The sequence below is a fragment of the Neobacillus novalis NBRC 102450 genome, from assembly GCF_001591805.1.
GTDB lineage: Bacteria > Bacillota > Bacilli > Bacillales > Cytobacillaceae > Neobacillus > Neobacillus novalis.
This window is the reverse complement of the sequence record NZ_BCVP01000024.1, coordinates 62,987-88,258: the sequence shown is the minus strand read 5'-3', so window position 1 is coordinate 88,258 and position 25,272 is coordinate 62,987. Positions and strand designations below refer to the sequence as shown.

Genomic DNA, 25,272 nt, shown 5'->3' with positions numbered 1-25,272 from the left:
TTCAATATGCGTATCAATAAATTTATTAGCGAGTCTGGTAAGGCCTCCAGAAGAGGGGCAGATAAATTAATTAGTGAGGGGAGAGTCACGATCAACGGCAAGGCCGCCGAAATCGGCAGCCAAGTTGAACCGGGAGATGATGTCCGGATTGATGGCAATGCCATTAGTGTTTCAATGAATTATGTCTATATCGCTTTAAATAAACCCGCCGGGATTACTAGTACAACAGAACGGCATGTGAAGGGGAATATTGTTGATTTCGTCAACCATCCATTACGAATTTTCCATATCGGCCGCTTGGATAAAGATTCCGATGGGTTGATCCTGCTTACGAACGATGGCGATATTGTCAACGAAATACTTCGAGCCGAATATAAGCATGAAAAAGAATATATTGTGACCGTCGACAGGCCGATTACGGCTGAATTTTTAAAGCGAATGGCAGAGGGCGTTGAAATTCTAAATACAAAAACGCTGCCCTGCAAAGTTAACCAGCTTTCTAAATATGTATTGGAAATCACGTTAACACAGGGATTAAATCGCCAAATTCGCCGGATGTGTTCGGCACTTGGCTTTGGAGTTGTCAGACTTCAGCGGACGCGCATCATGAATATCCATTTGGGCAATTTACCAATCGGCCAGTGGAGAGATTTATCAAAAAGGGAACGCAATCAATTATTTGAAGAGCTAAACTATCAGCCTAAGGGGTTGTAAAAAAATAAAGGATGAACCTAAACAAAGACATTCGTTTGGGTTCATCCTCTTTTTTTGGCTCTGTTAATGAGCATTAACAGAGCCTTTTTTTAAAATTATACAGTTGATTCGCGTGGCTGCTTTTCTTCCTTACGCTGTTCTTTAATAAGAAGTCCGCCCATCAAACCAAGCAGCGAGAATAGGACGGGGATAATAAACCCATAGTGGTAGCCAACACTACTCGCCGAAGAATGGAAATGGTCTAATACTTTCCCAAAAATGATGGGTAATAGAACTGCACTTAAAAATCCTCCTGTATTCGCAAATCCTGAGATCACACCGACCTCTTTCATCGGAAAATATTGGCGAACAACCGCGAAGGTCAAGGCACTTGCTCCATTTCCATACCCAATAATGAAGAATAGCATAACAAGCATGAAGAAGGGCGGCCTGCCGTTAAATAAAACAAAGGCAATCCAACATAGAAGTACAATAAAATGAACGACAACATAGGGCCGTTTGATAGTTGCTAACCGGCTGGAAATCCAGCTTGTCAGCGGTGCACCAATGATGGCCCCAATCAGTCCAACCATAATCAACTGACTCGCAGCAGAACGGCTCATTTCATAAACATGCATCCCATAAGGAACGGCCCATGAACCGATAAAGCCAACATACGAGCCAACAAGACCAAAGTGACAGAGAAAGGTAGCCCATGCCTGGCGGGTGGAAAAGATCCGCCGTAACAGAATCAGCGTATTTTCCCGCCTTTTCTCCTTTTTAACCTTGATAGAATCGTCATGGAATAACTGCTTTGGTTTTTTTACAAGGACAATATAAAGGAGAACGGCGTTCAAACATAGAATAATTCCTGTGATAAAAAATGGCGGTCTCCAGCCTGATAAAGAAATCCATGCAGAAAATGGAACAGTCGCCATTAAGAAACCAAAACTGCCAGCCATACCTGCAAGGCCGAGTAAGCCGATAAATTCCTTCACTTTAAACCATTGGCTTAAGATGATCACCAGGTTGACCCAAATGGCCGCATCCCCCATTCCTGCCAATAATCTAGCAAGAAGAAGACACGCTTCATTTCCTGCAAGACTATAGACTAGCGCACCCAAACCATTCAGCAGTGCCCCAAAGACCAGAAAAAGATTAGGACCATAGCGGTCAGACAAGATTCCAATTGGAATTTGCAAACCTGCATAAGCCAAGAATTGAATACTCGTCAGCAGCCCAATCACCGATGCTGTCACATGGAATTCTTTCATCAATTGATCGGAAATCAGTCCCGGAGCCGTTCGTTGACTGACGATTAAAAAGTAAGTAAAAAAAACTACGGCCAAAACGACCCATCTATAGCTGCTATTCTGCTTTTCCAATGGCCTCTACTCCTGTTAGCTCTTATTTATCTCATTATTATACTACAGAGGGATTGGCTATAGTCGGATTTGGAATTCAAAGTCAGATTAGATGGAGCAGGCTCACTGTCCCAGGAAAATAAAGGAGGGACAAGGTGCCTGTCCCCCCTGTCCCTTAGTTTTCTTCTATTTCTTTACGGTTTTTCTTGAATAGTTTGGATAGTATTTCGTAGACAATTGGTACTACGATTAATGTTAATAGTGTTGAGCTGGTTAGACCGCCGATTACAGTGATGGCAAGGCCTTTCGAGATTAAACCGCCTCCGCCGCCTGCGCCTAGTGCTAATGGGATTAACGCCCCGATTGTGGCGATGGCTGTCATTAGGATTGGACGAAGACGGGTTGCCCCAGCTTCGAGAATGGCTTCACGCATTTTCATGCCATCCCGTTCCATATGAATAATTCGGTCGACGAGAACAATGGCGTTCGTGACGACGATACCGATTAACATTAATAGCCCCATCATGACGGAGACCGAGATCGTTTCACCTGCAATTAATAAGCCAACAAATGAACCAATGACGGCAAATGGTAACGAGAATAGGACCGAAAATGGTGCGACTCCTTCTCGGAATGTGACAACAAGGATAAAGTACACGATGGCAACAGCCGCTGCCATAGCGATACCAAGCTGTGTAAAGGTGTCAGACATATCTGCCTGTACCCCGGCAACGCCAACGGTCACACCTTTTGGTAAATCTAAGTTATCCACTTCTTTCCCAACTTTAGCGGTTACTTTTGAAATATCAGCACCTTTAATTTTTCCAGAAACGGTTGCGTAGTATTCACCTTTACTGCGTGCAAGTGTATTTAGCGTTGTCCCTTTCTTCACGGTGACAAGCTCAGATAAAGGCATTGTCGTACCAAGTGCTGTCGGGATTTGTTTTGCTAAAAGATCATCGATTGATTCCGGTTGTGCAGCTTGTTCCTGCTGAACGATGACATCTAAGGAGTTACCGTCCTTTTCAACCGTCGTTAACACATCTTGTGTTTTTTGCGGGCTTAACAACATGACTAACTGACCTGCTGTTAAACCAACCTTCAACAATTCATCTTGAGCAACTCTGAATGTGTACTCCACATACGCATCCTCGGCACTTGTCGTCACGCCTTTCAAGTCGCTTTGTTGTTTCATCACCTTTTCTACTTGTTTGACCGATTTATTTAGTTTGTTTAAATCTTCACTGTAGAAGGTGTAACTAACTTCATTGGTAGCGCCGCCCATCGAACCAAAGGCCTGGCTCTTCCATTTACCAGTTTGACCAATATTAGTGACGTATTTTTCAATTTTTTCTTTCACATCTGGGAAATTCTTTGTTTCCGGGTCAAAAATAAGATACATTAAAGCACCGCCTGAACCGCCGCCGCCCATCATGGCAGCAGTCGTATCGCCAGCCTTCGTGACAGATACTTGAACGATATTGACATCATCACGCTTTAGCATCTTCTCTTCGACCACTTTAACGTTGGCCAATGTATCTTCTGGAAGCTCGCCAGCTTTTGGTGTGTACGTTAAGTACATCACTTTATCCTCTTCACTGCCCATGAAACTAAAACCAATTAGCGGCGTTAACGCCAAACTGCCAGCCAGTAAAACAATCGCAAGGATGGAGGCTATTACTTTATGGTTAAGGGTCTTTTCTAGGAACCATTTATACCATTTCGCCATTTCACCGACTTCTTTATGGCTCTTGGCTGTTTTCACACCATATAATTTTTTCTTAAATAAGAAGTGAGATAGGGCCGGAACGATGGTAATCGCAACGAGTAATGAAGCCCCAAGCGCAAATGCCATTGTTAACGCGAATGGTGCGAACAGTTCGCCAACCATACCGCCAACGAAGATCAATGGTGCGAAAACGGCAACTGTTACTAAGGTTGATGACATAATCGGTTTGAACATTTCAATCGTCGCTTCACGGACAAGGGCGCGGCCATTTAATTTCTCTTCTTTCAAATGCAGACGCCGGTATATATTTTCAACAACGACAATCGAGTCATCGATAACCCGCCCGATGGCAACAGTAATCGCCCCAAGGGTCATAATATTTAAAGTAATATTCATCCAATGTAACAGCAGTAACGCCATGAAAATTGACACTGGGATTGAAACAATCGAAATAATCGTTGATTTAAAGTCACGCAAGAATAACAGGATGATTAAAACGGCAATTAAACCGCCAAATACTGCCTTTTCAATCATCGTCGTCACGGATTCTTCGATTGGTTTCCCTTGGTCAAGGGTCACATCAATGACAAGGCCATCGACTTTTGTCTTTTCATCCTTGATGACCTTCTTCACCTTGTTGACTACATCAACCGTGTTTGCCTGCTGGCCTTTAACAATTTGGATCGCAATCGCATCTTTACCATTTGTTCGTGAGATCGATTGTACTTTACCCACTGTATTAATGGCCGTGATGTCGCCAAGCTTTACAAAAGGTGACGGATTAGCAGCTGATGGTGTGACAGGAATCAGCATGTTCTTTAATTCATCCGCCGTTGTGAACTTGCCGTCAATGGCGACTGCTTGTTCACTTTCTTTAAACTGGTAAAGGCCTAATGAAACAGACAGATTACTTGCTTGAATCATTTGCTTTACTTTATCTTCCGTTAAACCAAATTCAGCCAATTTGGCTTTGTTATACGTAAGGTCCACTTCTTCAATATGCTGGCCGGTAATCGTTGCCGACGCAACACCCTCGATTTTCTCAATCTTTGGAAGTAAGCTTTCCTGTACGGTTGAAGTTAGTTCAACGATATCCTCTTTTGAACTACTTACACTTAAGGCAACAACCGGCATCATGTTCATACTAATCGCAGTCGTTGTCGGTTCTTGTGCCCCTTCTGGCAATTTCACGGCATCTAACGCCGATTGTAAGGCCCGTTTCGCCTCGTCCATATCGATGCCATATTCGTATTCCACTTGAATACTTGACATGTTAGAATAGGAATTTGAATAAACGGCTTTTACGTGTTCAAGGTTTTCAACCGCTTTTTCTATCGGCATGGACACATCTTCCATTACCTTCTTAGGAGTTGCTCCAGGATAGACATCCATGACCATTAAGTAAGGAATCGAGATATTCGGTATCGTCTCCATATTCATTCGTGTCCCTGAATAAATACCAGATGCCGTTATGATAATCGTAAGCAGCCAGACTGCTAGTTTATTCCTTAAAACAAAATTAACTAAACCCTTCAACTATTACACCCACCCTTAATTGACTAATCAAACTCATTTCCTTATAATAATGACTATTGGGTCATTTGTCAATAATTTGACTATAGGAGCGATCAACTAACATGCTTAAAAAACAATTAATTATGGAGCGTGCGTTAGAACTTTTTGCAAAACAAGGGTTCGAATCCACCTCTGTACAACAAATAACCGAGCATTGCGGTATTTCAAAAGGAGCCTTTTACTTATCCTTCAAGTCAAAGGATGAATTAATTATTGCCTTGATTGACCATTTTATGATGCAAATAACGACGGAAATTGACCAGATAGTCAGAAACACTCCTAATGACGAGGAACTTTTATATAAATTTTATTATGCTATTTATCATTCTTTTCATAAGCAGTCTGATTTCGCCAAAGTTCTTATCAAAGAGCAGTCGCAAACATTTAATAAAGATCTCATATTAAAAATGCGGTACTATGACAAATTAATCGAGAACAATATCCTCTCGATGATTGAACGTTTATACGGCGAGGAAGTTAGACAGACAAAATATGATTTAATGTATTGTATTAAAGGCTTTATGAATACTTATTCACAGTTATTTGTCTTCTACAACGTGCCGTTGGATTTAAAGCTGCTATCGGAGTCACTTGTGGAAAAAACAAACCTATTAGCAAGACATACAACCGTCCCATTTATTTCACAAGAGCTAATTGAAATCGTTAAGCAGCCGATGAATGCAGAAGTAACAAAGGAGCAAATTCTCGAAATCGTCGGGCAAAGAATAGAAGAAATAGAAACATCGATTGAAAAAGAATCGTTAATCCTCTTGCAAGGGCAGCTGCTTGAACCGACTCTACCGCCTGCAATTGTAAAAGGATTACTAGGAAATATTAGCAATCACCCTCATTGCAAATGGATTTCTTACTTACTTCGCCGCTACTATAATTTTTAAAAAAGAAGAAGGTCAAGACAGCTACTTCCATGGTGACCCGAAAATCAAAAGAGAAAATTCCACACTATCAAATCTTGTAGTATAATAGTAATAATTTAAGAGTCAGGTAAACGAAGCAAAAGTCTTTGTTTAAAATCCCACAAGGGTAAGTTGGAGGATGCTGATAGCTGGGTTACCAGGTAGCGAAGGGGATGTTTATGAGCACATTAGACCAAACAGTTGAAGAAGTTAATCATAGTCGGGTGAACCGATCCAAACGGCCAGCACGCCGAAATTTTGTTGTCATTGGAATTATCATTATTATTGCACTCCTAGTTGCGGGACTTTTCTATTATCAGACAACCCGGTTCAATTCGCAGATTACGATTAATGATACAAAGATCGGCGGTCTAACTGCTGATCAGGCCATAAAGAAATTAAAAACTTCTGTGTTAAAAAACAGAGTCTTTGTCGGAGAACAACAAATTTTTGACGGAAAAGATACACAAATGGGATTTACCGAAGAAGATTTGCCTGAGGTGAAGAAATTATTAAAAAGCCAGTGGACGTTTTTCCCTTCCTCAAAGGAAAAAACTTATTCATTGTTACCCAAAAAGGCGGATCAGTACCGAAGCCAAACGCTGAAAAAGCAAGTAGAAGAAAAGCTACTATCCATGAATAAGAATTTAAAAGCACCCATAGATGCGTCAGCGAAATTGGAACAGGGCGAAATTGTCATCTCCAATAGCATCGATGGAGAACAATATGACATTACCGGTCTATTAAAAGATTACGCGGAACAGAAGTATACTAGTGATATCCACCTGAAACCCGTATTCTTACAGCCAATTAAAGCGGACAGTCCGATTATCAAGGAAGAGGAGAAAACGCTGCAGGCTCTCCTTGGGCGGACCGTTGATTATAATGTACAGGGCAAAGTGTATACCTTAAATGGCAGTGAATTAATTAAAAATGCCACTGTGACAAAAGAGATGAACGTTACCATCACGATGAGTGACATTAAGAACAAGATAGCTGAAATTAATAGTGCACAATCAACATTAAATAAAAATTTCTCATTTAAAACCCATTCAGGTTCGGTCATTTCAGTAAAAGGAAAAGGCTATGGATGGGCATTAGATGTTGGCAAAGAAACGACACAGGTGCAGCAAGCATTTGAAAAAGGGGAAAAATCAATACCGGCCGCTAATATTTATGGTAACGGCTGGAGCAATGAAGGTATCGGCTATGAAACGACAACGAATAATGGCATTGGCGATACGTATGCGGAAGTATCGATTGCAGAACAACGGATTTGGATTTACAAAAAGGGGAAATTGGTACTCACAACGCAAGTAGTCACCGGCAAACATAGCACCGGTGAAGATACTTCACCAGGAGTGTGGTATATCCTCTATAAACGAACACAGTACACACTTAAGGGTACCGCAGTAGGAAAAGGGGATTATGCCGTTAAGGTAAATTACTGGGCACCGTTCACAAACAGCGGACAAGGATTCCATGACGCCAGCTGGCGGACAAACTGGGCAAGTAATGCCTATCTAACAGCTGGATCGGGCGGCTGTGTCAACACACCCCCAAACCTTATGAAAACCGTCTATGAAAATCTCAGCACCTACGATCCAGTCGTCATTTACTAGGGACACGGGAACAGACGCTAATATTGAAAAAGGGACAAGGAACCTGACCTTGTCCCTTTTTGTTATAAAAGTGATTGCGCTCCGTCAATATAGATTTCGCTTCCTGTAATGTGGCTGGATTGGCTAGAAGCCAAAAATAGGACGAGCTCAGCCACTTGTTCAGGTTTTCCAGGTCCGTCCTCCAACGGCTGGTCTCCTTCCGGATATTCGATGGGGACTTGGACCTTTTTTAATTTCTCATTTTCTCTCCAAGTGTTTTCACCGATATTTGTATCAATAGCACCTGGGCAAATAATGTTCACCCGAATCCGATAATGGGCAAGCTCGAGCGCTGCCATTTTACCGAAGCCCATCTGGCCAATTTTCGATGTACTATAGGCAGACATTCCAATATTTTTAAAGATCCTGTTTCCATTAATTGAACTCGTGATAATAATGCTGCCACCGTTTGTCTTCAAATGAGGAATAGCATATTTAACCGTTAAAAAGGTACTTGTTAAGTTATTGGAAATCGTCAAGTCCCAATCCTTCGGCTCCATATCTTCAATTGGTGTAACCTCCCCATTAATTCCCGCATTAGCAAAGACCACATCCAGTCTACCCCACTGATCCATTGTTTTTTGATAACAGTTCTCTACTTCTGCCGGATGAGAAACATTGGCTTCCAAGACAAGTGCTTCGCTGCCCATTTCTTCAATTTGTTTTTTAACCTCTTCCACGTTTTCTTTATGCAAATCCACTAAAGCAATTTTCCCTCCATTTTGGGCAAGCTTTATCGCCGCTGCCCTGCCTATTCCTGAGCCTGCCCCTGTCACAAAGGCAACTTGATTGTGAAGTAGTTTTTCCACCTTAAATGCCTCCTGAAATTGATGGTTAATAATTATTACTATACCCATCATCAAGGTTTTAAAGCGGAAGAATTACTTAAGTAGCGGTTTTTCATCTAACGGGGAATATCCGAGCCTGCTTAAAGCTAATGCCATTTGATAATACCCTTCACTATTAGGATGAATGCCTCCCCTTGATAATAAATCCTTTTCTTTCCCCTTAAATACACTATAGATATCAGCTACTTTCACATTCATTTCCCGGCCAAAACTGCTAATCAATGAATTAAACTCATTTATCGCCTGTTCCGCTATAGGAATATCGGGAAATGGATTATAGTATTCAAGTACCGGTAAACGGGACAGGAAGACAGGCAAAGGATATGACAGGTAATTGGCACCACTAGGTTTATTTTGTTCCACAAAGATTTGCCCACAATAGGCGTTTAAAAGGAGCATATTTTTCTAAAAATAAATTTTGTAAAATAAAGCCAAAATATTTATAATGGACTAAAGATTGTTCGTTTGCGAAGGAGAGTTTCGTATGGTGAAATTCAAACTACTAATCTTAATATTTTTAAGTACCTTAATAGTTTTACTGGTCTACTGGGGGAATACTGAAAAGGTTAGTGGAGGGAAATGCTTTGGGGAATCCATGGACTGCAAACAGCTTGGGGATTCTTATTACAATCAATTTAATGAAATAGCCTTTAATTTTACCCTTCTGCCTATTGCATTGGAGGAAGAGAATTCAAAGGTGCTGTTTCCCCTTGTTAATTATTCTATAAAAGATGATAATTTGGCAGACCCTCTTGTATTATCGTTTGATCCCAAAGAAAAAAAGTATGTAGAAGATGCGGATCAGCATCAAAAGATATGGAAAACTATATCTTCGATTACTCCGGTCAAAACGAAAAGTTTAGTAAAACAGTTTTATTTGGGCCTTTCGGAAAAGTCAAGATTACTTGGGGAAGTAACACCTATTTCCGACGACCTTAAAACCTGGAAGCTAATGATTAATATGAATCATATGGAAGATCGCTATGTGTTTATTCATACAATTAACCATGAAATTGGACATTTACTGACATTGAATGATTCGCAAATATCACCTTTTAAAAAGCAGTGCAACACCTATTTAAGTGATTTTGGATGCAGCAAGCCGTCTTCATACCTAAATTTATTTTACGGAGCCTTTTGGAAAGGAGAAGTGGAAGAGGACTGGAGAAAAGTGGATCCGAAAAATGATAAACAACTTGAAGAATTTTATGATAAGCATCCAAATGAGTTTATAAATTCATATGCTGCATCAAATATTTATGAAGATATCGCAGAATCTTGGAATGCCTTTATTTTTAATAAAGGAATAAAAGATACAACCCCTGTTTATGAAGAAAAAATTAATTTCTTTTATCAGTTTCCTGAGTTAGTTCAAATGCGGGCAGAAATATTAAAGAATGTAGCGGAAAAATTGCAAAACGATGGGGAATTAGAATACTAAATAGTTTAAGAGTATGAGTAGATTTAACACCCAACAAATATAATTTAAGGCTTGTATAAATTCCGAATAATCTAATAAAATATAAAAAGAGATTGTATATAGAGATGTAATAATGTAACAGAATCCGTATGAAACCTGATATAATTTGAATTTTCGTGGGTGATAAGATGAAAATTTCAATAGAAAAAATAAACAAAGAACTGGGAGAAGAAATCCTTATTAGGTGTCATGAGGTAGATGACGAAATACACGAAATCGTAAACAAGCTGAAAACTGAAAACCTCATTGTACTTGGATATCAAAATGATAAAGTTCACCGGATTAAGCTTAATGATATCTATTATTTCGAGGCAGTTGACGGAAAGGTTTTTAGTTACTCCAAGGACAACGTTTTTGAGGTAAAACAAAAGCTTTACGAGTTAGAGGAATTATACAAAAACAAGAACTGCTTTCGTGCATCAAAATCAACTATTTTGAACATAGCTAAAATTTCATCTATTTTTCCGTCCATAAGCGGCCGATACGAAGCAGTGCTCGATAACGGGGAACGTGCTGTTGTATCAAGGCAGTATGTGCCTGTCCTTAAAAATATGCTTGGCTTGTAAAAGGAGGGATAGATATGAAGATGCCTGAATTTGTACAAAAGATGATCAAGGATTTCTTAATCATCTTCGCATCCATCATCATTATTATTACTATTTTGCGACAAATATATTATCCAGATATGGTCTTTGATTTGAAGTCAATTTATATCATTATGGCTTTTTCATTTATAAGTGCATTAATCGGATTTATTTTGTATTCTCCTACCGATCTAAGTGAGAAGAAAATGCGAATAAGGATTACCTTTCATTTTTTCGCTTTGGAGATTGTATTGATTGCCCTTGGGAGCGTTTTTGGTATTGTGAATAGTGCAGTAGATGGCATCATTTTGGCCCTGCAAATTGCCGTGATCTATACCCTAGTTCGTCTGCTGTCATGGAAAAAAGATAAAAAAGAAGCCCAACAAATCAACGAAAAACTAAAGGCATTTAAGAAAGACGTTTAGTCAATAAACATACAGCAGCCTTGTCTGCAACAGATCATTTTACGGTAAGCAATATAGCTTACCGCTTTTTTTTGCATCTTACTTGCTCGTGGAAGCAACTTACCGTTTTTCTATATACTTCCTTTTAGGATTTTTTTATGATGTGTTCATAAGAAATTTTTCAAAAAAGAAGGGGTAATTACGATGGGAAATTTACTATTATTAATCGCTTTAACTTTTGAGATTGCCTTTGCAATCTACTGTGTGGTAACGATGCAAAACCATAAAAAAATGAAGAATTGGATTAGGATTGCTGTATTTATTGCATTTGTCATGCTCACACTTTCATCGGTGATTGAGTGGAGTTTCCGCTGGGTAATGCTTGCCGTCCTGCTTTTCATCTTAGCGGTACCTGCAGCGGTTTCGCTTATCCGTAACAAAACAAATACGAAAAAATACAAAACTTCTAAAATTGTCTGGAAATCGATGATGATGATAATTGTCTCGGTATTTGTACTTGCACCGGCAATTGTTTTTCCTCAGCATAAATCACCAAAAGTGACAGGTGACTATGAAGTCGCAACCGCTGCTTACACATATGTTGACAAGAACCGGATTGAGGATTTTACCGACATGGGTGAAAACCGATTTGTGAATGTGGAATTTTGGTATCCCAAAAAGGCAGATGAAAAATACCCTCTATTGGTGTTCTCCCATGGGGCATACGGTATTAAGGCAAGCAATACTTCTACTTATACTGAGCTTGCAAGCCACGGCTATGTAGTCGTTTCAATTGATCACCCCTATCACTCCTTTTATACTCGTTCAGAGGATGGAGCAGTGGCAATGATCAATACAGATTATAACAATGAAGTCAACGATTCCAATAAAGATGGCATTTACACGAAGGAAGAGCTCGATGAACTCATTCAAAAATGGATGAAACTGAGAACAGACGATATGAATTTTGTCATTGATACGATACTTGAAAAAGCCAAAAATGACAATAATCCTATTTATCAACATATCAATCCAGAGAAAATTGGCGTGTTCGGGCACTCAATGGGCGGCGCAGCAAGTGTTTGGCTAGGCAGAGAACGTAAAGATATAGAAGCTGTTGTAAATATTGACGCCCCGTTCTTTAGTGATCTGGTTTATAAGAAAGACATCGATGATTTTGTGGCACGGGACGAAGACTTCAAGACCCCACTTCTTAACATTTATTCCGACGATGTTTGGGGACAGCTCGATAGCAACTCCACTTATGTAGCGAACAAACTCAATAATGAACACTTTAAAGATGCATCTACTGTTCATTTTCAAGGCGCAAAACATTTAAGCTTGACCGATTTACCACTTTTCTCTCCTATACTTGCAAATTATATTCAAGGCGGAAAAGCCAACATTGATCAATATTACTGTATTGAAACGGAAAATGAACTAATTCTTAAATTTTTTGACGATAAATTAAAGGGCATTGGCCATTTCACTTCCAAAGAAACTTATTAAATAAACATTCGATAAAAGGCTGAACTATACGCATAAAGCCGTATATAGTTCAGCCTTTTCTATTTTACTTAGATAATTTTGATTAATAATAATCATAAAGGTTAAACTGAAAGGATCCACTCGCAAATATCATTTATCACTTGTCTATCGATATTTTGTGCAACCTTATACTCTTTTTGAACTTTTAGTATTTCACCATACGATTCACCCTATCTATTAAGCTGGATTTTTAGCTTTGTGAGGGCTTTAGGGAAACTATATTTTCTGATTATTAGTTTATTTTAGAAATATTATTGCAATATAAATGCCACAGATGTAAACGATTTAACACCTCCCTGTTCTTTTTCTCGAATAAATCTATGTTATCCTTATTAAAAATTAGCAACCAAAGAACACGGAGGGTAAAAGAATGCTTAAAAAAATGATAACCATTGTAGCAGTTGCTGTACTCTCAGTAACTGTAAGTGCTAATGTACAAGCTGCAACGATAACAGTACAAAAAGGGGATACCCTTTGGAGTCTATCACGCGAAAATAATACATCTGTAGAACATATCGAAAAGTGGAATCAGCTTACTACGGACCTTATTCACCCTGGAGATATACTAACAATCGTACCGGAAATACAATATACTGTTAAACAAGGTGACACATTATGGGCTATCTCCATGGATCATCATATAACGGTTTCGCAACTTAAAGAGTGGAACGACTTACATAGCGATCTCATCCATCCTGGTTTAAATCTATTAATCTTTGATGGTTTAGATACTACTAATAATGCTGTAACCGAAATGCAGGCTAAGCCTGCTGCACAAGCATCAAAGGAAAGTGCACCTCCCGTCCAAGCTGCATCAACAAGTAATACAAGTTCAAATGAAATGACAGTGACAGCAACAGCCTATACAGCTTCGTGTGAGGGCTGTTCCGGTACTACGGCCACTGGAATTGACCTTAACGTCAACCCAAATGCAAAGGTCATCGCAGTTGACCCATCTGTTATACCACTTGGCAGTAAAGTGTATGTAGAAGGCTATGGCGAAGCAATCGCCGGAGATACTGGCGGAGCCATTAAAGGAAATCGCATTGATATCTTTATTCCTTCTGAACATGATGCAATCAATTTTGGAGTAAAACAAGTAAAAGTGACAATATTAAACTAACATGCCCGATAAAACAGCCTAATTTGAAGATTACACTGCAACCCTTTATGTACCAATGGGTTGCAGTGTTTTGTAAATTACTTATTAAGAAATTATTGCCCTTTTAAAGAACTATCTAATAATAAAAAACCTCTAAATACTTATTAAATGTTCTACCCCTTACTCCGAAGTTTGGTTCATCATTACGGTTATTTCCGTTCCTTTTCCGAGTTCACTTTGGACCTGAATTCCCCATTTGTGCAAATCAATTATTTTTTTGACAATAGGCAAACCAAGCCCATTGCCCTCAAAATTACGATTTCTTGATGGATCAGCTTTATAGAACCGCTCAAATATATGCATTAATGTTTCTTTATTCATGCCAATCCCCTTGTCCGTTATTTTTACAAAGAGATGATTATCCGCCGTTTTCAGTGCTTCCACCTTGATAGTGCCTGCCTGCGGTGTGAATTTAATACTGTTGTGAAGTAGGTTAATCCAAACTTGATCAATCAGGTCCTCATTTGCTGTGATCGTTAAAGCTTCAAGGGAAATATCCATTTTAATGTTCTTCTCAGCCCATTGCGGTTCGTTAGCAAGGATGATGCGACGAAGCTGGCGGTCTACTCGATAGTCCTTCTGGTCAAATGGGATTTGATCTGACTCTAAAGAAGTGAGTCGAAGTAGATTTTCGCTCAATTTCGAGAGCCTAATACATTCCATTTCGATAATTTCTAAGTAATGTTTACGTTCCTTAGAACTCAAATCTTCGTTTTTTAGCGCATGGGCAAACCCACTAATTGACGTCAGAGGGGACTGGATTTCATGTGAGACATTCGAAATAAATTCTTGCCGCATTTCCTCCATTATTCCCAATCTCTCTGCCATATGGTTAATGCTTTCAATAAGCCCCGAATAGGGACGATGATTTTTATATTTAGATAAATCAATATTAAAGTTTCCCTCAGAAATCATTTTCATCGCATGAATGATTGGATATAACATATTTTCTTGCTTCTGTTTGACCCATTTAATATTTGTGAGAATGGCGATACAACAGCCGAACAGGAAAAAGCCCAAAAAGGAATTGATTAACAGTCTTGCATATTCATGAGGATTATAATGAATCACTGCAAAAAGCCAAGATGTCAGCCAATAGCTAAAAGACCAGCATAATAATAAAGATAGCGTAACAGCTACACAGCCCAATATTCGTTTCATGACCTCTGGCAGCTTCAATGGATTACCTCCAGACGATAACCAAGTCCGCGAATGGTTGTAATTTTGAAAGGACAATCGTAATGAGAGAAGCGCTGCCGCAGGCGCTTAATGTGGACGTCCACGGTCCGTTCATCCCCCTCATAATCAAATCCCCAAATATCTTCAATTAATTGTTCCCTTGAGAAGGTCTTCTGCTGATGAGTGGCCAGCTTAAATAACAGCTCAAATTCTTTAAGCGGTAAGGTTAGATCGTGATCCCCTAAATAAACTTTATAGGAAGTCCGATCAATTACAACATTTCCGATCTCAATTCGATTGGAGACGTTGATTTGATAGCGTTTGAGTAAGGCCTTTACTCGAGCAACGAGCTCAGGTGCAGCAAATGGTTTTACCATATAATCATCTGTTCCAAGCTCAAATCCTTTTACTTTTTGGGCGGTCTCCCCTTTTGCCGTTAACATTAAGATGGGAAGTGTATCAGAATAATAGGATCGTATTTCACGGCAAAATGTCCAACCATCCATATTTGGCATCATAATATCTAGAATAATAAGATCCATTTTATCCGTTTCGAGTATGGATAATGCTTCTTCTCCATCCGCTGCCTCTTCAATCGAAAAGCCTTCTTTAGAAAGAAGAACACAAAGTAATTCACGAATATTATCGTCATCATCTACAATTAATATTTTTGTCACTGTTTTCATTCCCTCATAAAGTTTTAAATAAGGCTATATCTAGTAAGGGTGAGTTGTCAACGGATGATTTATTCACTCGGGCTAAGTCCTGCGCATATAGGCACGTACCGTAAGAGGTGCGAAGATTGCCACAATAATCGCCGCTCCAATGAGCGAAATGGTTAAGTCCCAACCAATTGTACCAGAGTTGGATAGGTCTCTGACGGCAGTGACGAGGTGCGAGATTGGGTTGATTTTCACAAACCACTGAAGCCAGTTGGGCAATGTCTCGGCCGGCACAAATGCATTGGATAGAAACGTAAGCGGAAACAGCACAATCATGGAGATTCCTTGTACGCTTGAAGCAGTACGCGCAATCACACCAAAGAAAGCAAAGATCCAACTGATGGACCAGGCACACACAATTACAAGCAACCCGGCAATAGCGACATGCCCTAGCCCTCCATCAGGTCGATAGCCCATAATATACCCCATGGTGAAAGTGAGCACAGTCGCAATTGTATACCGGATGGTGTCTGCCAACAGGGCACCCGAAAGCGGAGCAATTCGTGCGATAGGCAGTGACTTGAATCGGTCGAAAACGCCCTTATCCATGTCCTCACGCAGTTGAACACCGGTGACGATTGAGGTGGTGATTACGGTCTGCACGAGGATACCGGGAATGATGACGGGCAAATAGTTTTGCACGTTTCCGGAGATGGCCCCGCCAAAAATGTAGGTAAACATTAGGGTGAAGATGATAGGCTGAAGCGTGACGTCGAACAATTGCTCAGGTGTGCGCCGAATCTTTAGAAGGCCCCGATAGGCCATTGTTAGCGAGTTGCTTACAGTCTGGCTGAAGCTCGTTTTATTACGTAGTTGACGGTCGGCAACTGGTGTAATAGAAGTACTTTTCATCCTCTTACCACTCCTTCTTTTTCTGATTCATCTGACGCCTTTGATGCGTCATCCTGAACACCATGTCCGGTGATGGTTAGAAAAACCTCATCTAGGGTCGGTTTCTGCACACTTAGCTCCGCCAATTGGATTCCCGCCCCGCGGAGTGCGATGAGCAGATCAGTGACTCGGACAGCATCCGCCATTGGAGCAATAATCTTCCCGGCTTCTGTTGAAGCGGATGAGCCAACATTTAGCACCCGCTCAACAATCTGACGGGCAGCCAGTATGTCCTGTAAATTTTTGATGCCTAAATATAAAGATGATGTGCCAACGGATGCTTTCAGTTCATTCACAGTACCTTCTGCAACAACTCGACCATGATCAATAACCGCGATCCGGTCTGCCAGTTCATCCGCTTCTTGGAGATATTGGGTTGTTAACAGTACGGTTGAACCCTCCTTGACCAATCGGCGGATCGTTTCCCACATTTGATTACGTGTTCGCGGATCTAGCCCCGTGGTCGGTTCATCTAAGAAGATTAGTGGTGGCTGTGCGATCAGGCTGGCCGCCAGATCCAGCCGGCGACGCATACCGCCGGAGAAGTTTTTTAAGGGACGCTTCGCAGCTTCCGTTAAGCCGAATTCCTCTAACAGGTCTGCCGCCTTCCGCTTTGCTTCTAAGCGGCCTAGTCCGAGTAGTCGAGAGAAGATGACCAAGTTCTCGGTAGCGCTGAGTGACTCATCGACAGAGGCATACTGACCGGTCACTCCAATCAATTGACGTACAATCTGCGCATCCTTTGCTACATCATATCCGAAGATACGTGCAGAACCTTCGTCCGCTCGCAGTAAGGTTGCCAGCATGCGGATTGTAGTCGTCTTGCCTGCACCATTGGGACCAAGCACACCGTAGATAGAACCGGTTGGGACTTTTAAATCTACGCCATCAACTGCTCGATTCGTGCCAAATGTTTTGACCAATCCAGATGCTTCAACAGCCCAATCACTATTGACTGCTATTTGTTCCCTTCTTTGATAATTACACAATGCAAATCCTCCCTTTGCTTCTATAACATACATGAATAATAAATGACTTTTATGAACTGAATATGAACAATGATGACAGTTGATTGGAGAGATCTAGTTGTTTTCTGACTACGGTGAAACGAAAAATTGAAGCTTCTAAATCGAGAGAATAGCAGATAATAGGAAGAAGTAAATTGGATAGTCAAATATTTTTCATTTACTTCACCGATTCTCAATTACACGATTGATATTGGGATAGGTTTATACGGTCATAGACGGATTCGGATGAATCTATTGCTTGGTATTATTTATTCCATTTCCACCAATTATTCAATGTTTACGCCAACTGCCAACATTATTTGAAAAAGCCTATTAAAATAAAGGCACATCCCTTATAATAATATTGATGTTATAATATCTATTATTTAATTAAAATAATTATTGTATTTTATTTGACAAAAATAATAATAGATGTTTATAATAACAAGTATAACTTAATAATAATTATAGATAAGCCGAATAAACCGGTATACACCGGACAAGCTATCTATGAATTAAAACATCTTGGGAGGAATTTTAATTATGTCTCTAATTGGAAAAGAAGTACAACCGTTCAAAGCACAAGCATACAGAAATGGAGAATTTCTAGAGGTTTCTGAAGCTGATTTCAAAGGTCACTGGAGTGTAGTTTGTTTCTACCCAGCTGACTTTACATTCGTTTGCCCAACTGAGTTAGAAGATCTTCAAGATCAGTATCCAGCTCTACAAGACCTTGGAGTTGAAGTATTCTCTGTTTCTAGGGATTCTCATTTCACACATAAAGCATGGCACGATTCATCCGAAGCAATTGGAAAGATTACGTATACAATGATTGGTGATCCTGCACATGTCATTTCTCGTAACTTCGACGTATTAGTTGAAGAACTAGGTCAAGCTGACCGTGGAACATTCATCATCGACCCGGACGGTATCATCCAAGCTGTTGAAATTAATGCAGACGGTATTGGCCGTGACGCCAGCATACTTTTCAACAAAATTAAAGCAGCACAATATGTACGTAACAATCCTGGTGAAGTTTGCCCGGCAAAATGGAAAGAAGGCGCTGCAACACTTAAGCCAAGCCTTGATCTTGTAGGAAAAATTTAAGGAGCAGATTACATGATACTAGATGCAGATATTAAAGCACAATTAGCCCAATATCTTCAAATGATGGAGGGCGATGTCCTGCTTAAAGTCAGCGCAGGTTCTGATGACGTTTCTCGTGACATGGTGGCTCTAGTGGATGAATTAGCCACCATGTCACCTAGAATTAAAGTCGAAAATACACCATTACCAAAAACACCAAGTTTTAGTGTCAATCGTATTAGTGAGGACACTGGGGTAACTTTTGCCGGTATCCCTTTAGGACATGAGTTTACTTCACTCGTGTTGGCTCTTTTACAGGTGAGCGGAAGAGCTCCGAAAGTTGAACAAAAGGTCATTGATCAAATTAAAAGCATTAAGGGTGACTATCACTTTGAATCTTACATCAGCTTGAGCTGCCACAACTGTCCTGATGTTGTACAAGCACTCAACTTAATGAGCATTCTTAATCCTGGCATTACCCATACCATGATTGATGGTGCGGCTTTTAAAGAAGAAGTAGAGAGTAAAAACATCATGGCAGTACCAACGGTGTTCCTAAATGGGGATTCATTTGGCAGCGGCCGGATGTCACTTGAGGAAATTCTTGCAAAAGTCAGCAGTGCTCCGGATGCTTCAGAGTTTGCTGATAAAGATCCATTTGATGTCCTTGTGGTTGGCGGCGGGCCCGCGGGTGCAAGTGCGGCCATCTATGCAGCACGTAAAGGCATTCGTACAGGCATCGTGGCTGAACGCTTTGGCGGTCAGGTTATGGATACTCTCGGCATCGAAAACTTTATTAGCGTAAAGCAAACAGAAGGTCCAAAACTTGCAGCAAGCCTTGAAGAACATGTAAAAGAATATGCTGTTGATGTCATGAATTTGCAGCGTGCCAAGCGCTTAGAAAAGAAGGATCTCATCGAAATTGAATTGGAAAACGGCGCTGTTCTAAAAAGCAAAACCGTCATCCTTTCAACAGGTGCCCGCTGGCGTAATGTCGGTGTCCCTGGGGAAGCAGAGTTTAAGAACAAGGGCGTAGCCTACTGTCCTCACTGTGACGGTCCGCTATTTACAGGAAAGCACGTAGCTGTTATTGGCGGCGGAAATTCCGGTATTGAAGCAGCAATTGATCTCGCAGGCATTGTGAAGCATGTGACGGTTATTGAATTTGCCCCAGAATTGAAAGCTGATTCTGTACTGCAAGATCGCCTATACAGCCTTCCGAATGTTACGGTCTTCAAGAATGCTCAAACAAAAGAAATTACCGGTACCGACAAAGTAAATGGTATTACCTACATTGACCGTGAAACGGGAGCAGAGCATCATATTGAATTACAAGGTGTATTTGTTCAGATTGGTCTTGTACCAAATACCGATTGGCTAGACGGAACGATTGAACGCACGAGAATGGGTGAAATCGTGGTCGATAAGCATGGAGCTACCACCATCCCTGGAGTGTTTGCTGCAGGTGACTGTACAGACAGCGCCTATAAGCAAATCATTATTTCAATGGGTTCAGGTGCTACTGCAGCCTTAGGTGCATTCGATTATCTAATCAGAAATTAACGAACGCACATGCCAAGACTGGTTACCGTGTGAATAGGATTATTAAGTTCAGTAACATTAAAAAAGGTAGAAGAGCGAAAGCACTCTTCTACCTTTTGATTTTGAAACTATCTATAACTAAACTGAAAGGATCCATTCGCAAATATCATTTATTACTTGTCTATCGATATTTTGTGCAACCTTATACTCTTTCTGAACTTTTAGTATTTCACCATAAATGGATGGCATAAACAAATGATTTAAGTTTGGATAAAGTTTAAATGTTGCATTTGGCTTTCCATCCAATAAATTTTTGTAAACTTCAAAATCCCTTTCCACTGTTGATTGGACATCTTTTTCTCCTTGCATGATTAAAACCGGTTTATCTAAATCTTTAAGATAATGACTGGATGGATGTTCACCCATCTCTTTAAAATAGTAAGCTCTGAGGTTTTTCCCCAAAACTTTAGTAGATTGTGCCTCATCATCACTTAGATTATAAATGTTATCAAACTTGGACGATAAAGCTGCTACTTGTTTCTTAGCAATTATTTTCAACAATTTATTCAACGAGTTTATAACATCATAATTTTGGTCCATCAAAATTTCTTCTAATTTTCGTGGAGAGCCTGCCATAATAATAATTCCTGCAAAATTTCCACCCTCTGCGTCAATACGAGGAGCTAACATCCCTCCAAAACTATGACCGATAATAAATATTTTGGTTGAATCAATACGTGAATCATTTCGTAAGAAGTTTGCTGCAAGGATGGCATCTTCAATTGTTTCTTCTTTAACTGATAATCCAGTATCGTTTTTCATCTCTTTACCGTAAACGAATGTCCTCTTGTCATAACGCAGTACTGCAATCCCTTTTTCCGACAAACCGTTGGCAAATTCCTTAAAAAGAAAGTTATTCCCGACTTTTCCGTCCATATTACTTGGACCAGATCCGTGAACCAATACAACGGCAGGAACTGAACCATTCATTTCATTAGGAATCGTCAATATTCCATTGAGTGGGTACTTGGTTTCAGAGCCTATTACAATTTTTTCATCAGCCAATGCGTTTACCTCCGCTCACTATTTTTTCTATCGAATTTGACTCTCAAACAAGACATTGCGATTATTGTATTTAGCCGTTAAGAATAACAAAAGGGCGACTATTCCAAACAAAAGCAGGCCAATCAGAAAACAAATCCATACCGTTAGTAAAAAAAGACCGGCCGTTTGAGAAATAACGAAACCTACTGCGGGAAGAATGATGATTCCTCCGAGCTGCTGGGCTTCTTGCAGTGTTTTCGAACGTGCTGAAACCAACACATTGAACAAAATGACGAGTAAAATGAGAGCTGGGGTGACCCAAAACATCATCACAAACCACAGCTCATTGAACATGATCAGTTTGGAATATACCGGATAGCTAATGGCATTGACAATGGTAGTGGAGAGATGTCTTTCTTGCTATTCAGCTCAAATCTTAATGTATTCTTTCGGATCGTTTGAAACGGATAACCAGCGAAGACTGTTTCCTCACCTGTTAACCCCGTTTCTATGTCTACACGTATATTTTTGAGGTGGCGCTTTTCAATTTCTTCCATCGAACCACCTTCCATTAATACGCCGTGTTTGATAAACAGATACATATTGCAAATACCCTCGAGTTGCTGCAGTACGTGGGAACAGATAATTACCGTAACACCTTCTTTCTCACACAGTACTTTCAGATAGTCGAGAACGAGATGAATTCCTTCAGGATCCAGTCCGTTTGTGGGCTCATCTAAAAATAGGATTCTTGGTTTTTGAAGCAAAGCTTTAGCAAGGGAAACACGTTTCTTCATCCCAGTAGAAAAGGTACTTATTGTACTGTCCTTATGCTCCCACATTCCAAACGCTATCAGCAGTTCTTCTGCTCTTTTTGAATCATGGACGCCGTAAATTTTAGAGAAAAACATTAGATTCTCCCAAGCTGTCATTTCTTCATATAAACTAGTGGTTTCGGTGACAATGCCTGAATTCTTCCTAATTTCCTCCCCATTTGTTAAAGGATTGTGACCCATTACCCGGATGTCTCCACTTGAAGGTTCTATGACCCCGCTTAACAATCGGATGATGGTTGTTTTTCCAGATCCGTTCGGACCGAGAAGTCCTGTGATACTTCCCTCCTTCACTGAAAATGATACATTTTTCACGATTTCCTTGCCTTTCATTCTTTTACATAAACCTTTCACTTTAATGATGTCATTTGCCATATCAAAACCCCCTTTACTAATCACTACCCGAAAAAAATAAATGAACCCCGTGTCATTAATAATAAATGACACGGGGTTCATTTTCAAGAATTTTTTTCCATTATTTTTAAAAAATTTACTGAGAGCATTTCCATTAACTGATTAATCAATAGGTTAACTTGTTGCACCGCATTAATTTGTTGGGAACCAAACGCCAAACTATGCAGCATAATACCGTCAAGACTAGAAATCATATATTTCACAATTTCATCCACAGATCGGGTTGGTTTGAATTCCCCATTTTCCACCCCCTTACCAATCACATCAATAAATATCGCAGTCACACGAATATATCGATTCACAAAATAATCACGCACTTGCTGCTCTCTCCAGCCTGTGGTACAAAATTCATAGATGGCAGGCACAACGCTGTCTTCAAGACGATCAATCGATTGGCTAGTCTCTTGAAAATAACTTATTAATACCCCGTGGGCGGACCCTTTATTTTCTTTTAATAAGGTCGATATCCGCTCCTCTAGTTGTGCATCTAAATAATCAATTAAAGCCAGGAAAATGGTTGTTTTATCTTTGAAATATAAATAGATCCATCCCCGGCTCATCCCTGCTTCCTCAACAATATCCTTCAATGTCGCTTGTTCATACCCTTTACTTTTGAACACCTCAGATGCTGCCAGAAGAATTTGTTGAATCCGTTGCTCCTTGTGTTCATCAGACACTTTTGGCATAACCCTATCACTCCCTATCAATGAATTCTCTATAATAATAAATGACATATGGTTCATTTTCAATATCTAAGATTATTTAAAATCAGTTGCTTCTCTTCATAGGTCGGCACAATATGCTCTAAAACGGTATCCGGCCCATTTTTGTAAATTACACTTGACTTGATGTATAGTTTATATTACATTATGTATACAAAACTTCACTCTAAGTGAAAATAAATGTAAAGAGGGTGTGGAAAATGACTTATCAAGAAAAGAAAAGCATCGTATCGTTGATCAGTGCTATCCTCATTTTCGGATCTTTTTGTTTATACATGTACCCGCAGTTTCCTGAGGGGGGGCTGGAGTCGACCGAAACCTTTCGCTTTTGGGGTTCCTTCGTCCTCATCTTGACTTTGGTTTCAATTGTCGCTCACATCATGATCAGCATTATTTTTAACATCGTCTTTAGAATAACGACCAATGAAAAGGAACCATCATTTGAAGATGAATTGGATAAGTTAATTACTCTGAAAGCGAACAGAAATTCCTTTTTTATGTTTATCATCGGTTTTCTTCTTGCAATGGGTTCGCTGGTCATCTCTCAGCCGTCACAGTTGATGTTCTTGATTTTAATCACTTCAGGATTCGTATCCGATGTGACTGGCTCCGTTACAAAACTTTATCACTATCGGAAAGGAGTCTAACAATGGGAAAAAATCTTGTCGGCAATCATATCAGAAAATTACGATTCAACCATGATGAAATGACTCAGCAGCAATTGGCTGACAAGGCAGGTGTAACAAGACAAACAATCGTGGCTCTCGAAAAGGGAAACTACTCCCCGTCTCTAGAATTGGCTTTTCGGATAGCTCATGCCTTTAACTTACCGTTGGAAGAGGTATTCTTTTATGGAGAAAACACCAAGAAGTAAGAACTAGGATTGTTTTTTGCTTTACCGTTTTTGAATTTATTAAAAAAGGGGATAAAAAGATGAATTCAAATAAAGAAAACTCACAGATTGGCGAGCCGTTAGGCGAAGACAGAGGCGTAGCTGCACATATGCGTGATAGGAAAGTTTATAGTTTCCTATCTGCCAAAAAAGCAGCAAGAATTGTGGGAGTACTGTTTTTACTTGCAGCCGTTACGGCGGTAATTGGTCTTACCTTATATGACCCTATCCTAAAGGGTCCCGATTACTTGATTAATGGCTCCGAACACGCCAACCAAGTGATATTGGGAGCGCTTATGGAGTTAATGCTTGTCGTTTCAGCGATTGGTACGGCAACGACGATGTTTCCCATTTTAAGAAAATATAATGAAACGATCGCTCTATGGCATGTTTGCTTCAGGTTTCTTGAAGCAATTATCATTACTGTTGGCGTAATCAGTGTACTGTCCCTATTGACCTTAAGCCAGGAATTTGTTGCAGCTGGTGCCCCGAATTCCTCCTCTTTTCAAGCTTCAGGAATTTTATTAAAAGCCATACATGACTGGACATTTATGCTTGGTCCTCTTTTCATGCTGGGCATCAATACAATGATGTACAGTTATATATTTTATAAATCCAAGCTCGTACCCAGGTTTATCTCTATCTTGGGTATGACAGGGGCAACACTTGTTTTTCTTTGTTCCTTGTTAGTTATGTTCGGTGTCATTCAACAAATTTCTGTTTGGGGTGCTATTTTGGCACTGCCAGTAGCAGCCAATGAGATGATTTTAGCAGTATGGCTCATCATGAAAGGATTCAATGATTCTGCAATAGCTTCCATATCTTCAAAAAGACAAAGCAACGAGATATAAGATATCAGTACCTGTGTCACTCCCCGAATAATGTCGATTAATTCGACAAAATACAGGGTGGCACTATTTTGTTGTTACACAAAAGAGGAGAAAGTTGGAAATTTGAAATAATAGGTGAGAAAAGGGT

At 40.0% G+C, this 25,272-nt stretch carries 25 protein-coding genes; 13 read left to right on the top strand and 12 right to left on the bottom strand.

The features are described from left to right. Positions 1 to 6: 6 nt before the first annotated feature. Positions 7 to 714: a 23S rRNA pseudouridine(2604) synthase RluF gene (gene rluF / locus BANVL01_RS17960; protein ID WP_066094213.1), complete on the top strand. Its 708-nt coding sequence runs from the start codon at positions 7 to 9 to the stop codon at positions 712 to 714. A gap of 95 nt (positions 715 to 809) precedes the next feature. Here the strand turns inward: rluF and BANVL01_RS17955 are convergent, their stop codons facing one another. Together BANVL01_RS17955 and BANVL01_RS17950 are read right to left on the bottom strand one after the other, a co-directional pair. Then, positions 810 to 2,078: an MFS transporter gene (locus BANVL01_RS17955; RefSeq protein WP_066094217.1), complete on the bottom strand. Its 1,269-nt coding sequence runs from the start codon at positions 2,076 to 2,078 to the stop codon at positions 810 to 812. A gap of 154 nt (positions 2,079 to 2,232) precedes the next feature. Continuing rightward, positions 2,233 to 5,322, bottom strand: coding sequence for an efflux RND transporter permease subunit (locus BANVL01_RS17950; protein ID WP_066094220.1), 3,090 nt, complete (start codon positions 5,320 to 5,322; stop codon positions 2,233 to 2,235). A 101-nt stretch (positions 5,323 to 5,423) separates the two neighbouring features. Between BANVL01_RS17950 and BANVL01_RS17945 the strand changes: the two genes are divergently transcribed. After that, positions 5,424 to 6,257 carry a TetR/AcrR family transcriptional regulator gene (locus BANVL01_RS17945; protein WP_066094223.1) on the top strand — a complete coding sequence of 278 codons (834 nt, stop codon included), beginning with the start codon at positions 5,424 to 5,426 and terminating at the stop codon, positions 6,255 to 6,257. Between the two features lie 197 nt (positions 6,258 to 6,454). After that, a complete protein-coding gene (locus BANVL01_RS17940) occupies positions 6,455 to 7,897 on the top strand; it encodes a L,D-transpeptidase family protein (RefSeq protein WP_425311850.1) in 1,443 nt (480 codons plus the stop codon). A 62-nt stretch (positions 7,898 to 7,959) separates the two neighbouring features. On the opposite strand, the gene BANVL01_RS17935 is transcribed toward BANVL01_RS17940, so the two are convergent. Continuing rightward, positions 7,960 to 8,793, bottom strand: coding sequence for an SDR family oxidoreductase (locus BANVL01_RS17935; RefSeq protein WP_066094229.1), 834 nt, complete (start codon positions 8,791 to 8,793; stop codon positions 7,960 to 7,962). Between the two features lie 24 nt (positions 8,794 to 8,817). Further along, entirely contained in the window at positions 8,818 to 9,147 is a 330-nt protein-coding gene (locus BANVL01_RS17930; protein ID WP_066094232.1) for an SGNH/GDSL hydrolase family protein, read from the bottom strand. Between the two features lie 121 nt (positions 9,148 to 9,268). Here BANVL01_RS17930 and BANVL01_RS17925 point away from each other — a divergent pair, with 121 nt between their 5' ends. The 5 genes from BANVL01_RS17925 to BANVL01_RS17905 all read left to right on the top strand — a co-directional run bounded on the left by BANVL01_RS17925 (position 9,269) and on the right by BANVL01_RS17905 (position 13,923). Beyond that, on the top strand, positions 9,269 to 10,225 hold the full coding sequence (locus BANVL01_RS17925) for a hypothetical protein (RefSeq protein WP_066094235.1): 957 nt from the start codon (positions 9,269 to 9,271) through the stop codon (positions 10,223 to 10,225). 167 nt (positions 10,226 to 10,392) lie between these two features. Beyond that, positions 10,393 to 10,830: a LytTR family DNA-binding domain-containing protein gene (locus BANVL01_RS17920; RefSeq protein ID WP_066094237.1), complete on the top strand. Its 438-nt coding sequence runs from the start codon at positions 10,393 to 10,395 to the stop codon at positions 10,828 to 10,830. Positions 10,831 to 10,844: 14 nt separating this feature from the next. Continuing rightward, the gene (locus tag BANVL01_RS17915) at positions 10,845 to 11,273 is read left to right on the top strand and encodes a DUF3021 family protein (RefSeq protein WP_066094239.1); all 429 of its coding nucleotides are present in this window, start codon (positions 10,845 to 10,847) and stop codon (positions 11,271 to 11,273) included. A 183-nt stretch (positions 11,274 to 11,456) separates the two neighbouring features. Further along, complete coding sequence (locus tag BANVL01_RS17910; protein ID WP_066094241.1) at positions 11,457 to 12,761, top strand: alpha/beta hydrolase family protein; 1,305 nt, start codon at positions 11,457 to 11,459, stop codon at positions 12,759 to 12,761. Positions 12,762 to 13,170: 409 nt separating this feature from the next. Continuing rightward, positions 13,171 to 13,923 carry a LysM peptidoglycan-binding and 3D domain-containing protein gene (locus tag BANVL01_RS17905; RefSeq protein ID WP_066094243.1) on the top strand — a complete coding sequence of 251 codons (753 nt, stop codon included), beginning with the start codon at positions 13,171 to 13,173 and terminating at the stop codon, positions 13,921 to 13,923. A 159-nt stretch (positions 13,924 to 14,082) separates the two neighbouring features. On the opposite strand, the gene BANVL01_RS17900 is transcribed toward BANVL01_RS17905, so the two are convergent. From BANVL01_RS17900 to BANVL01_RS17885, 4 genes are all read right to left on the bottom strand, one after another. Further along, entirely contained in the window at positions 14,083 to 15,141 is a 1,059-nt protein-coding gene (locus BANVL01_RS17900; protein ID WP_066148020.1) for a sensor histidine kinase, read from the bottom strand. Then, positions 15,138 to 15,818 carry a response regulator transcription factor gene (locus BANVL01_RS17895; protein WP_156482356.1) on the bottom strand — a complete coding sequence of 227 codons (681 nt, stop codon included), beginning with the start codon at positions 15,816 to 15,818 and terminating at the stop codon, positions 15,138 to 15,140. The genes BANVL01_RS17900 and BANVL01_RS17895 overlap by 4 nt, the downstream gene beginning before the upstream one ends. 81 nt (positions 15,819 to 15,899) lie before the next feature. Further along, entirely contained in the window at positions 15,900 to 16,715 is an 816-nt protein-coding gene (locus tag BANVL01_RS17890) for an ABC transporter permease (protein ID WP_066094250.1), read from the bottom strand. Then, on the bottom strand, positions 16,712 to 17,743 hold the full coding sequence (locus BANVL01_RS17885) for an ATP-binding cassette domain-containing protein (protein WP_066094253.1): 1,032 nt from the start codon (positions 17,741 to 17,743) through the stop codon (positions 16,712 to 16,714). The genes BANVL01_RS17890 and BANVL01_RS17885 overlap by 4 nt, the downstream gene beginning before the upstream one ends. Before the next feature lie 561 nt (positions 17,744 to 18,304). On the opposite strand from BANVL01_RS17885, the gene ahpC reads away from it, so the two are divergent. Further along, on the top strand, positions 18,305 to 18,868 hold the full coding sequence (ahpC, locus tag BANVL01_RS17880; RefSeq protein ID WP_066094256.1) for an alkyl hydroperoxide reductase subunit C: 564 nt from the start codon (positions 18,305 to 18,307) through the stop codon (positions 18,866 to 18,868). 12 nt (positions 18,869 to 18,880) lie between these two features. Then, entirely contained in the window at positions 18,881 to 20,410 is a 1,530-nt protein-coding gene (gene ahpF, locus BANVL01_RS17875; protein ID WP_066094258.1) for an alkyl hydroperoxide reductase subunit F, read from the top strand. 117 nt (positions 20,411 to 20,527) lie between these two features. On the opposite strand, the gene BANVL01_RS17870 is transcribed toward ahpF, so the two are convergent. From BANVL01_RS17870 to BANVL01_RS17855, 4 genes are all read right to left on the bottom strand, one after another. Then, the gene (locus BANVL01_RS17870) at positions 20,528 to 21,454 is read right to left on the bottom strand and encodes an alpha/beta hydrolase family protein (protein ID WP_066094261.1); all 927 of its coding nucleotides are present in this window, start codon (positions 21,452 to 21,454) and stop codon (positions 20,528 to 20,530) included. A gap of 27 nt (positions 21,455 to 21,481) precedes the next feature. Next, on the bottom strand, positions 21,482 to 21,787 hold the full coding sequence (locus BANVL01_RS17865) for a hypothetical protein (protein WP_156487473.1): 306 nt from the start codon (positions 21,785 to 21,787) through the stop codon (positions 21,482 to 21,484). Between the two features lie 2 nt (positions 21,788 to 21,789). Then, positions 21,790 to 22,641: an ABC transporter ATP-binding protein gene (locus BANVL01_RS17860; RefSeq protein ID WP_066094266.1), complete on the bottom strand. Its 852-nt coding sequence runs from the start codon at positions 22,639 to 22,641 to the stop codon at positions 21,790 to 21,792. A gap of 83 nt (positions 22,642 to 22,724) precedes the next feature. Beyond that, positions 22,725 to 23,366, bottom strand: coding sequence for a TetR/AcrR family transcriptional regulator (locus BANVL01_RS17855; RefSeq protein ID WP_066094267.1), 642 nt, complete (start codon positions 23,364 to 23,366; stop codon positions 22,725 to 22,727). 236 nt (positions 23,367 to 23,602) lie between these two features. Here BANVL01_RS17855 and BANVL01_RS17850 point away from each other — a divergent pair, with 236 nt between their 5' ends. Genes BANVL01_RS17850 through BANVL01_RS17840 form a run of 3 tightly spaced genes read left to right on the top strand, consistent with a single transcriptional unit; the run spans position 23,603 to position 25,145 of the window. Next, complete coding sequence (locus tag BANVL01_RS17850; RefSeq protein WP_066094268.1) at positions 23,603 to 24,049, top strand: hypothetical protein; 447 nt, start codon at positions 23,603 to 23,605, stop codon at positions 24,047 to 24,049. Between the two features lie 2 nt (positions 24,050 to 24,051). Continuing rightward, entirely contained in the window at positions 24,052 to 24,276 is a 225-nt protein-coding gene (locus BANVL01_RS17845) for a helix-turn-helix transcriptional regulator (protein WP_066094271.1), read from the top strand. A gap of 59 nt (positions 24,277 to 24,335) precedes the next feature. Then, on the top strand, positions 24,336 to 25,145 hold the full coding sequence (locus BANVL01_RS17840; RefSeq protein ID WP_235845647.1) for a DUF4386 domain-containing protein: 810 nt from the start codon (positions 24,336 to 24,338) through the stop codon (positions 25,143 to 25,145). The last annotated feature ends 127 nt before the right edge of the window (positions 25,146 to 25,272 follow it).

Excerpts from the sequence above, each read along its gene's own strand:
- rluF (WP_066094213.1), top strand. The coding sequence starts at position 7 with ATGCGTATCAATAAATTTATTAGCGAGTCTGGTAAGGCCTCCAGAAGA.
- BANVL01_RS17945 (WP_066094223.1), top strand. The coding sequence starts at position 5,424 with ATGCTTAAAAAACAATTAATTATGGAGCGTGCGTTAGAACTTTTTGCA.
- BANVL01_RS17940 (WP_425311850.1), top strand. The coding sequence starts at position 6,455 with ATGAGCACATTAGACCAAACAGTTGAAGAAGTTAATCATAGTCGGGTG.
- BANVL01_RS17935 (WP_066094229.1), bottom strand. The coding sequence starts at position 8,793 with ATGGGTATAGTAATAATTATTAACCATCAATTTCAGGAGGCATTTAAG.
- BANVL01_RS17925 (WP_066094235.1), top strand. The coding sequence starts at position 9,269 with ATGGTGAAATTCAAACTACTAATCTTAATATTTTTAAGTACCTTAATA.
- BANVL01_RS17920 (WP_066094237.1), top strand. The coding sequence starts at position 10,393 with ATGAAAATTTCAATAGAAAAAATAAACAAAGAACTGGGAGAAGAAATC.
- BANVL01_RS17915 (WP_066094239.1), top strand. The coding sequence starts at position 10,845 with ATGAAGATGCCTGAATTTGTACAAAAGATGATCAAGGATTTCTTAATC.
- BANVL01_RS17910 (WP_066094241.1), top strand. The coding sequence starts at position 11,457 with ATGGGAAATTTACTATTATTAATCGCTTTAACTTTTGAGATTGCCTTT.
- BANVL01_RS17905 (WP_066094243.1), top strand. The coding sequence starts at position 13,171 with ATGCTTAAAAAAATGATAACCATTGTAGCAGTTGCTGTACTCTCAGTA.
- BANVL01_RS17890 (WP_066094250.1), bottom strand. The coding sequence starts at position 16,715 with ATGAAAAGTACTTCTATTACACCAGTTGCCGACCGTCAACTACGTAAT.
- ahpC (WP_066094256.1), top strand. The coding sequence starts at position 18,305 with ATGTCTCTAATTGGAAAAGAAGTACAACCGTTCAAAGCACAAGCATAC.
- ahpF (WP_066094258.1), top strand. The coding sequence starts at position 18,881 with ATGATACTAGATGCAGATATTAAAGCACAATTAGCCCAATATCTTCAA.
- BANVL01_RS17865 (WP_156487473.1), bottom strand. The coding sequence starts at position 21,787 with ATGTTCAATGAGCTGTGGTTTGTGATGATGTTTTGGGTCACCCCAGCT.
- BANVL01_RS17860 (WP_066094266.1), bottom strand. The coding sequence starts at position 22,641 with ATGGCAAATGACATCATTAAAGTGAAAGGTTTATGTAAAAGAATGAAA.
- BANVL01_RS17855 (WP_066094267.1), bottom strand. The coding sequence starts at position 23,366 with ATGCCAAAAGTGTCTGATGAACACAAGGAGCAACGGATTCAACAAATT.
- BANVL01_RS17850 (WP_066094268.1), top strand. The coding sequence starts at position 23,603 with ATGACTTATCAAGAAAAGAAAAGCATCGTATCGTTGATCAGTGCTATC.
- BANVL01_RS17845 (WP_066094271.1), top strand. The coding sequence starts at position 24,052 with ATGGGAAAAAATCTTGTCGGCAATCATATCAGAAAATTACGATTCAAC.
- BANVL01_RS17840 (WP_235845647.1), top strand. The coding sequence starts at position 24,336 with ATGAATTCAAATAAAGAAAACTCACAGATTGGCGAGCCGTTAGGCGAA.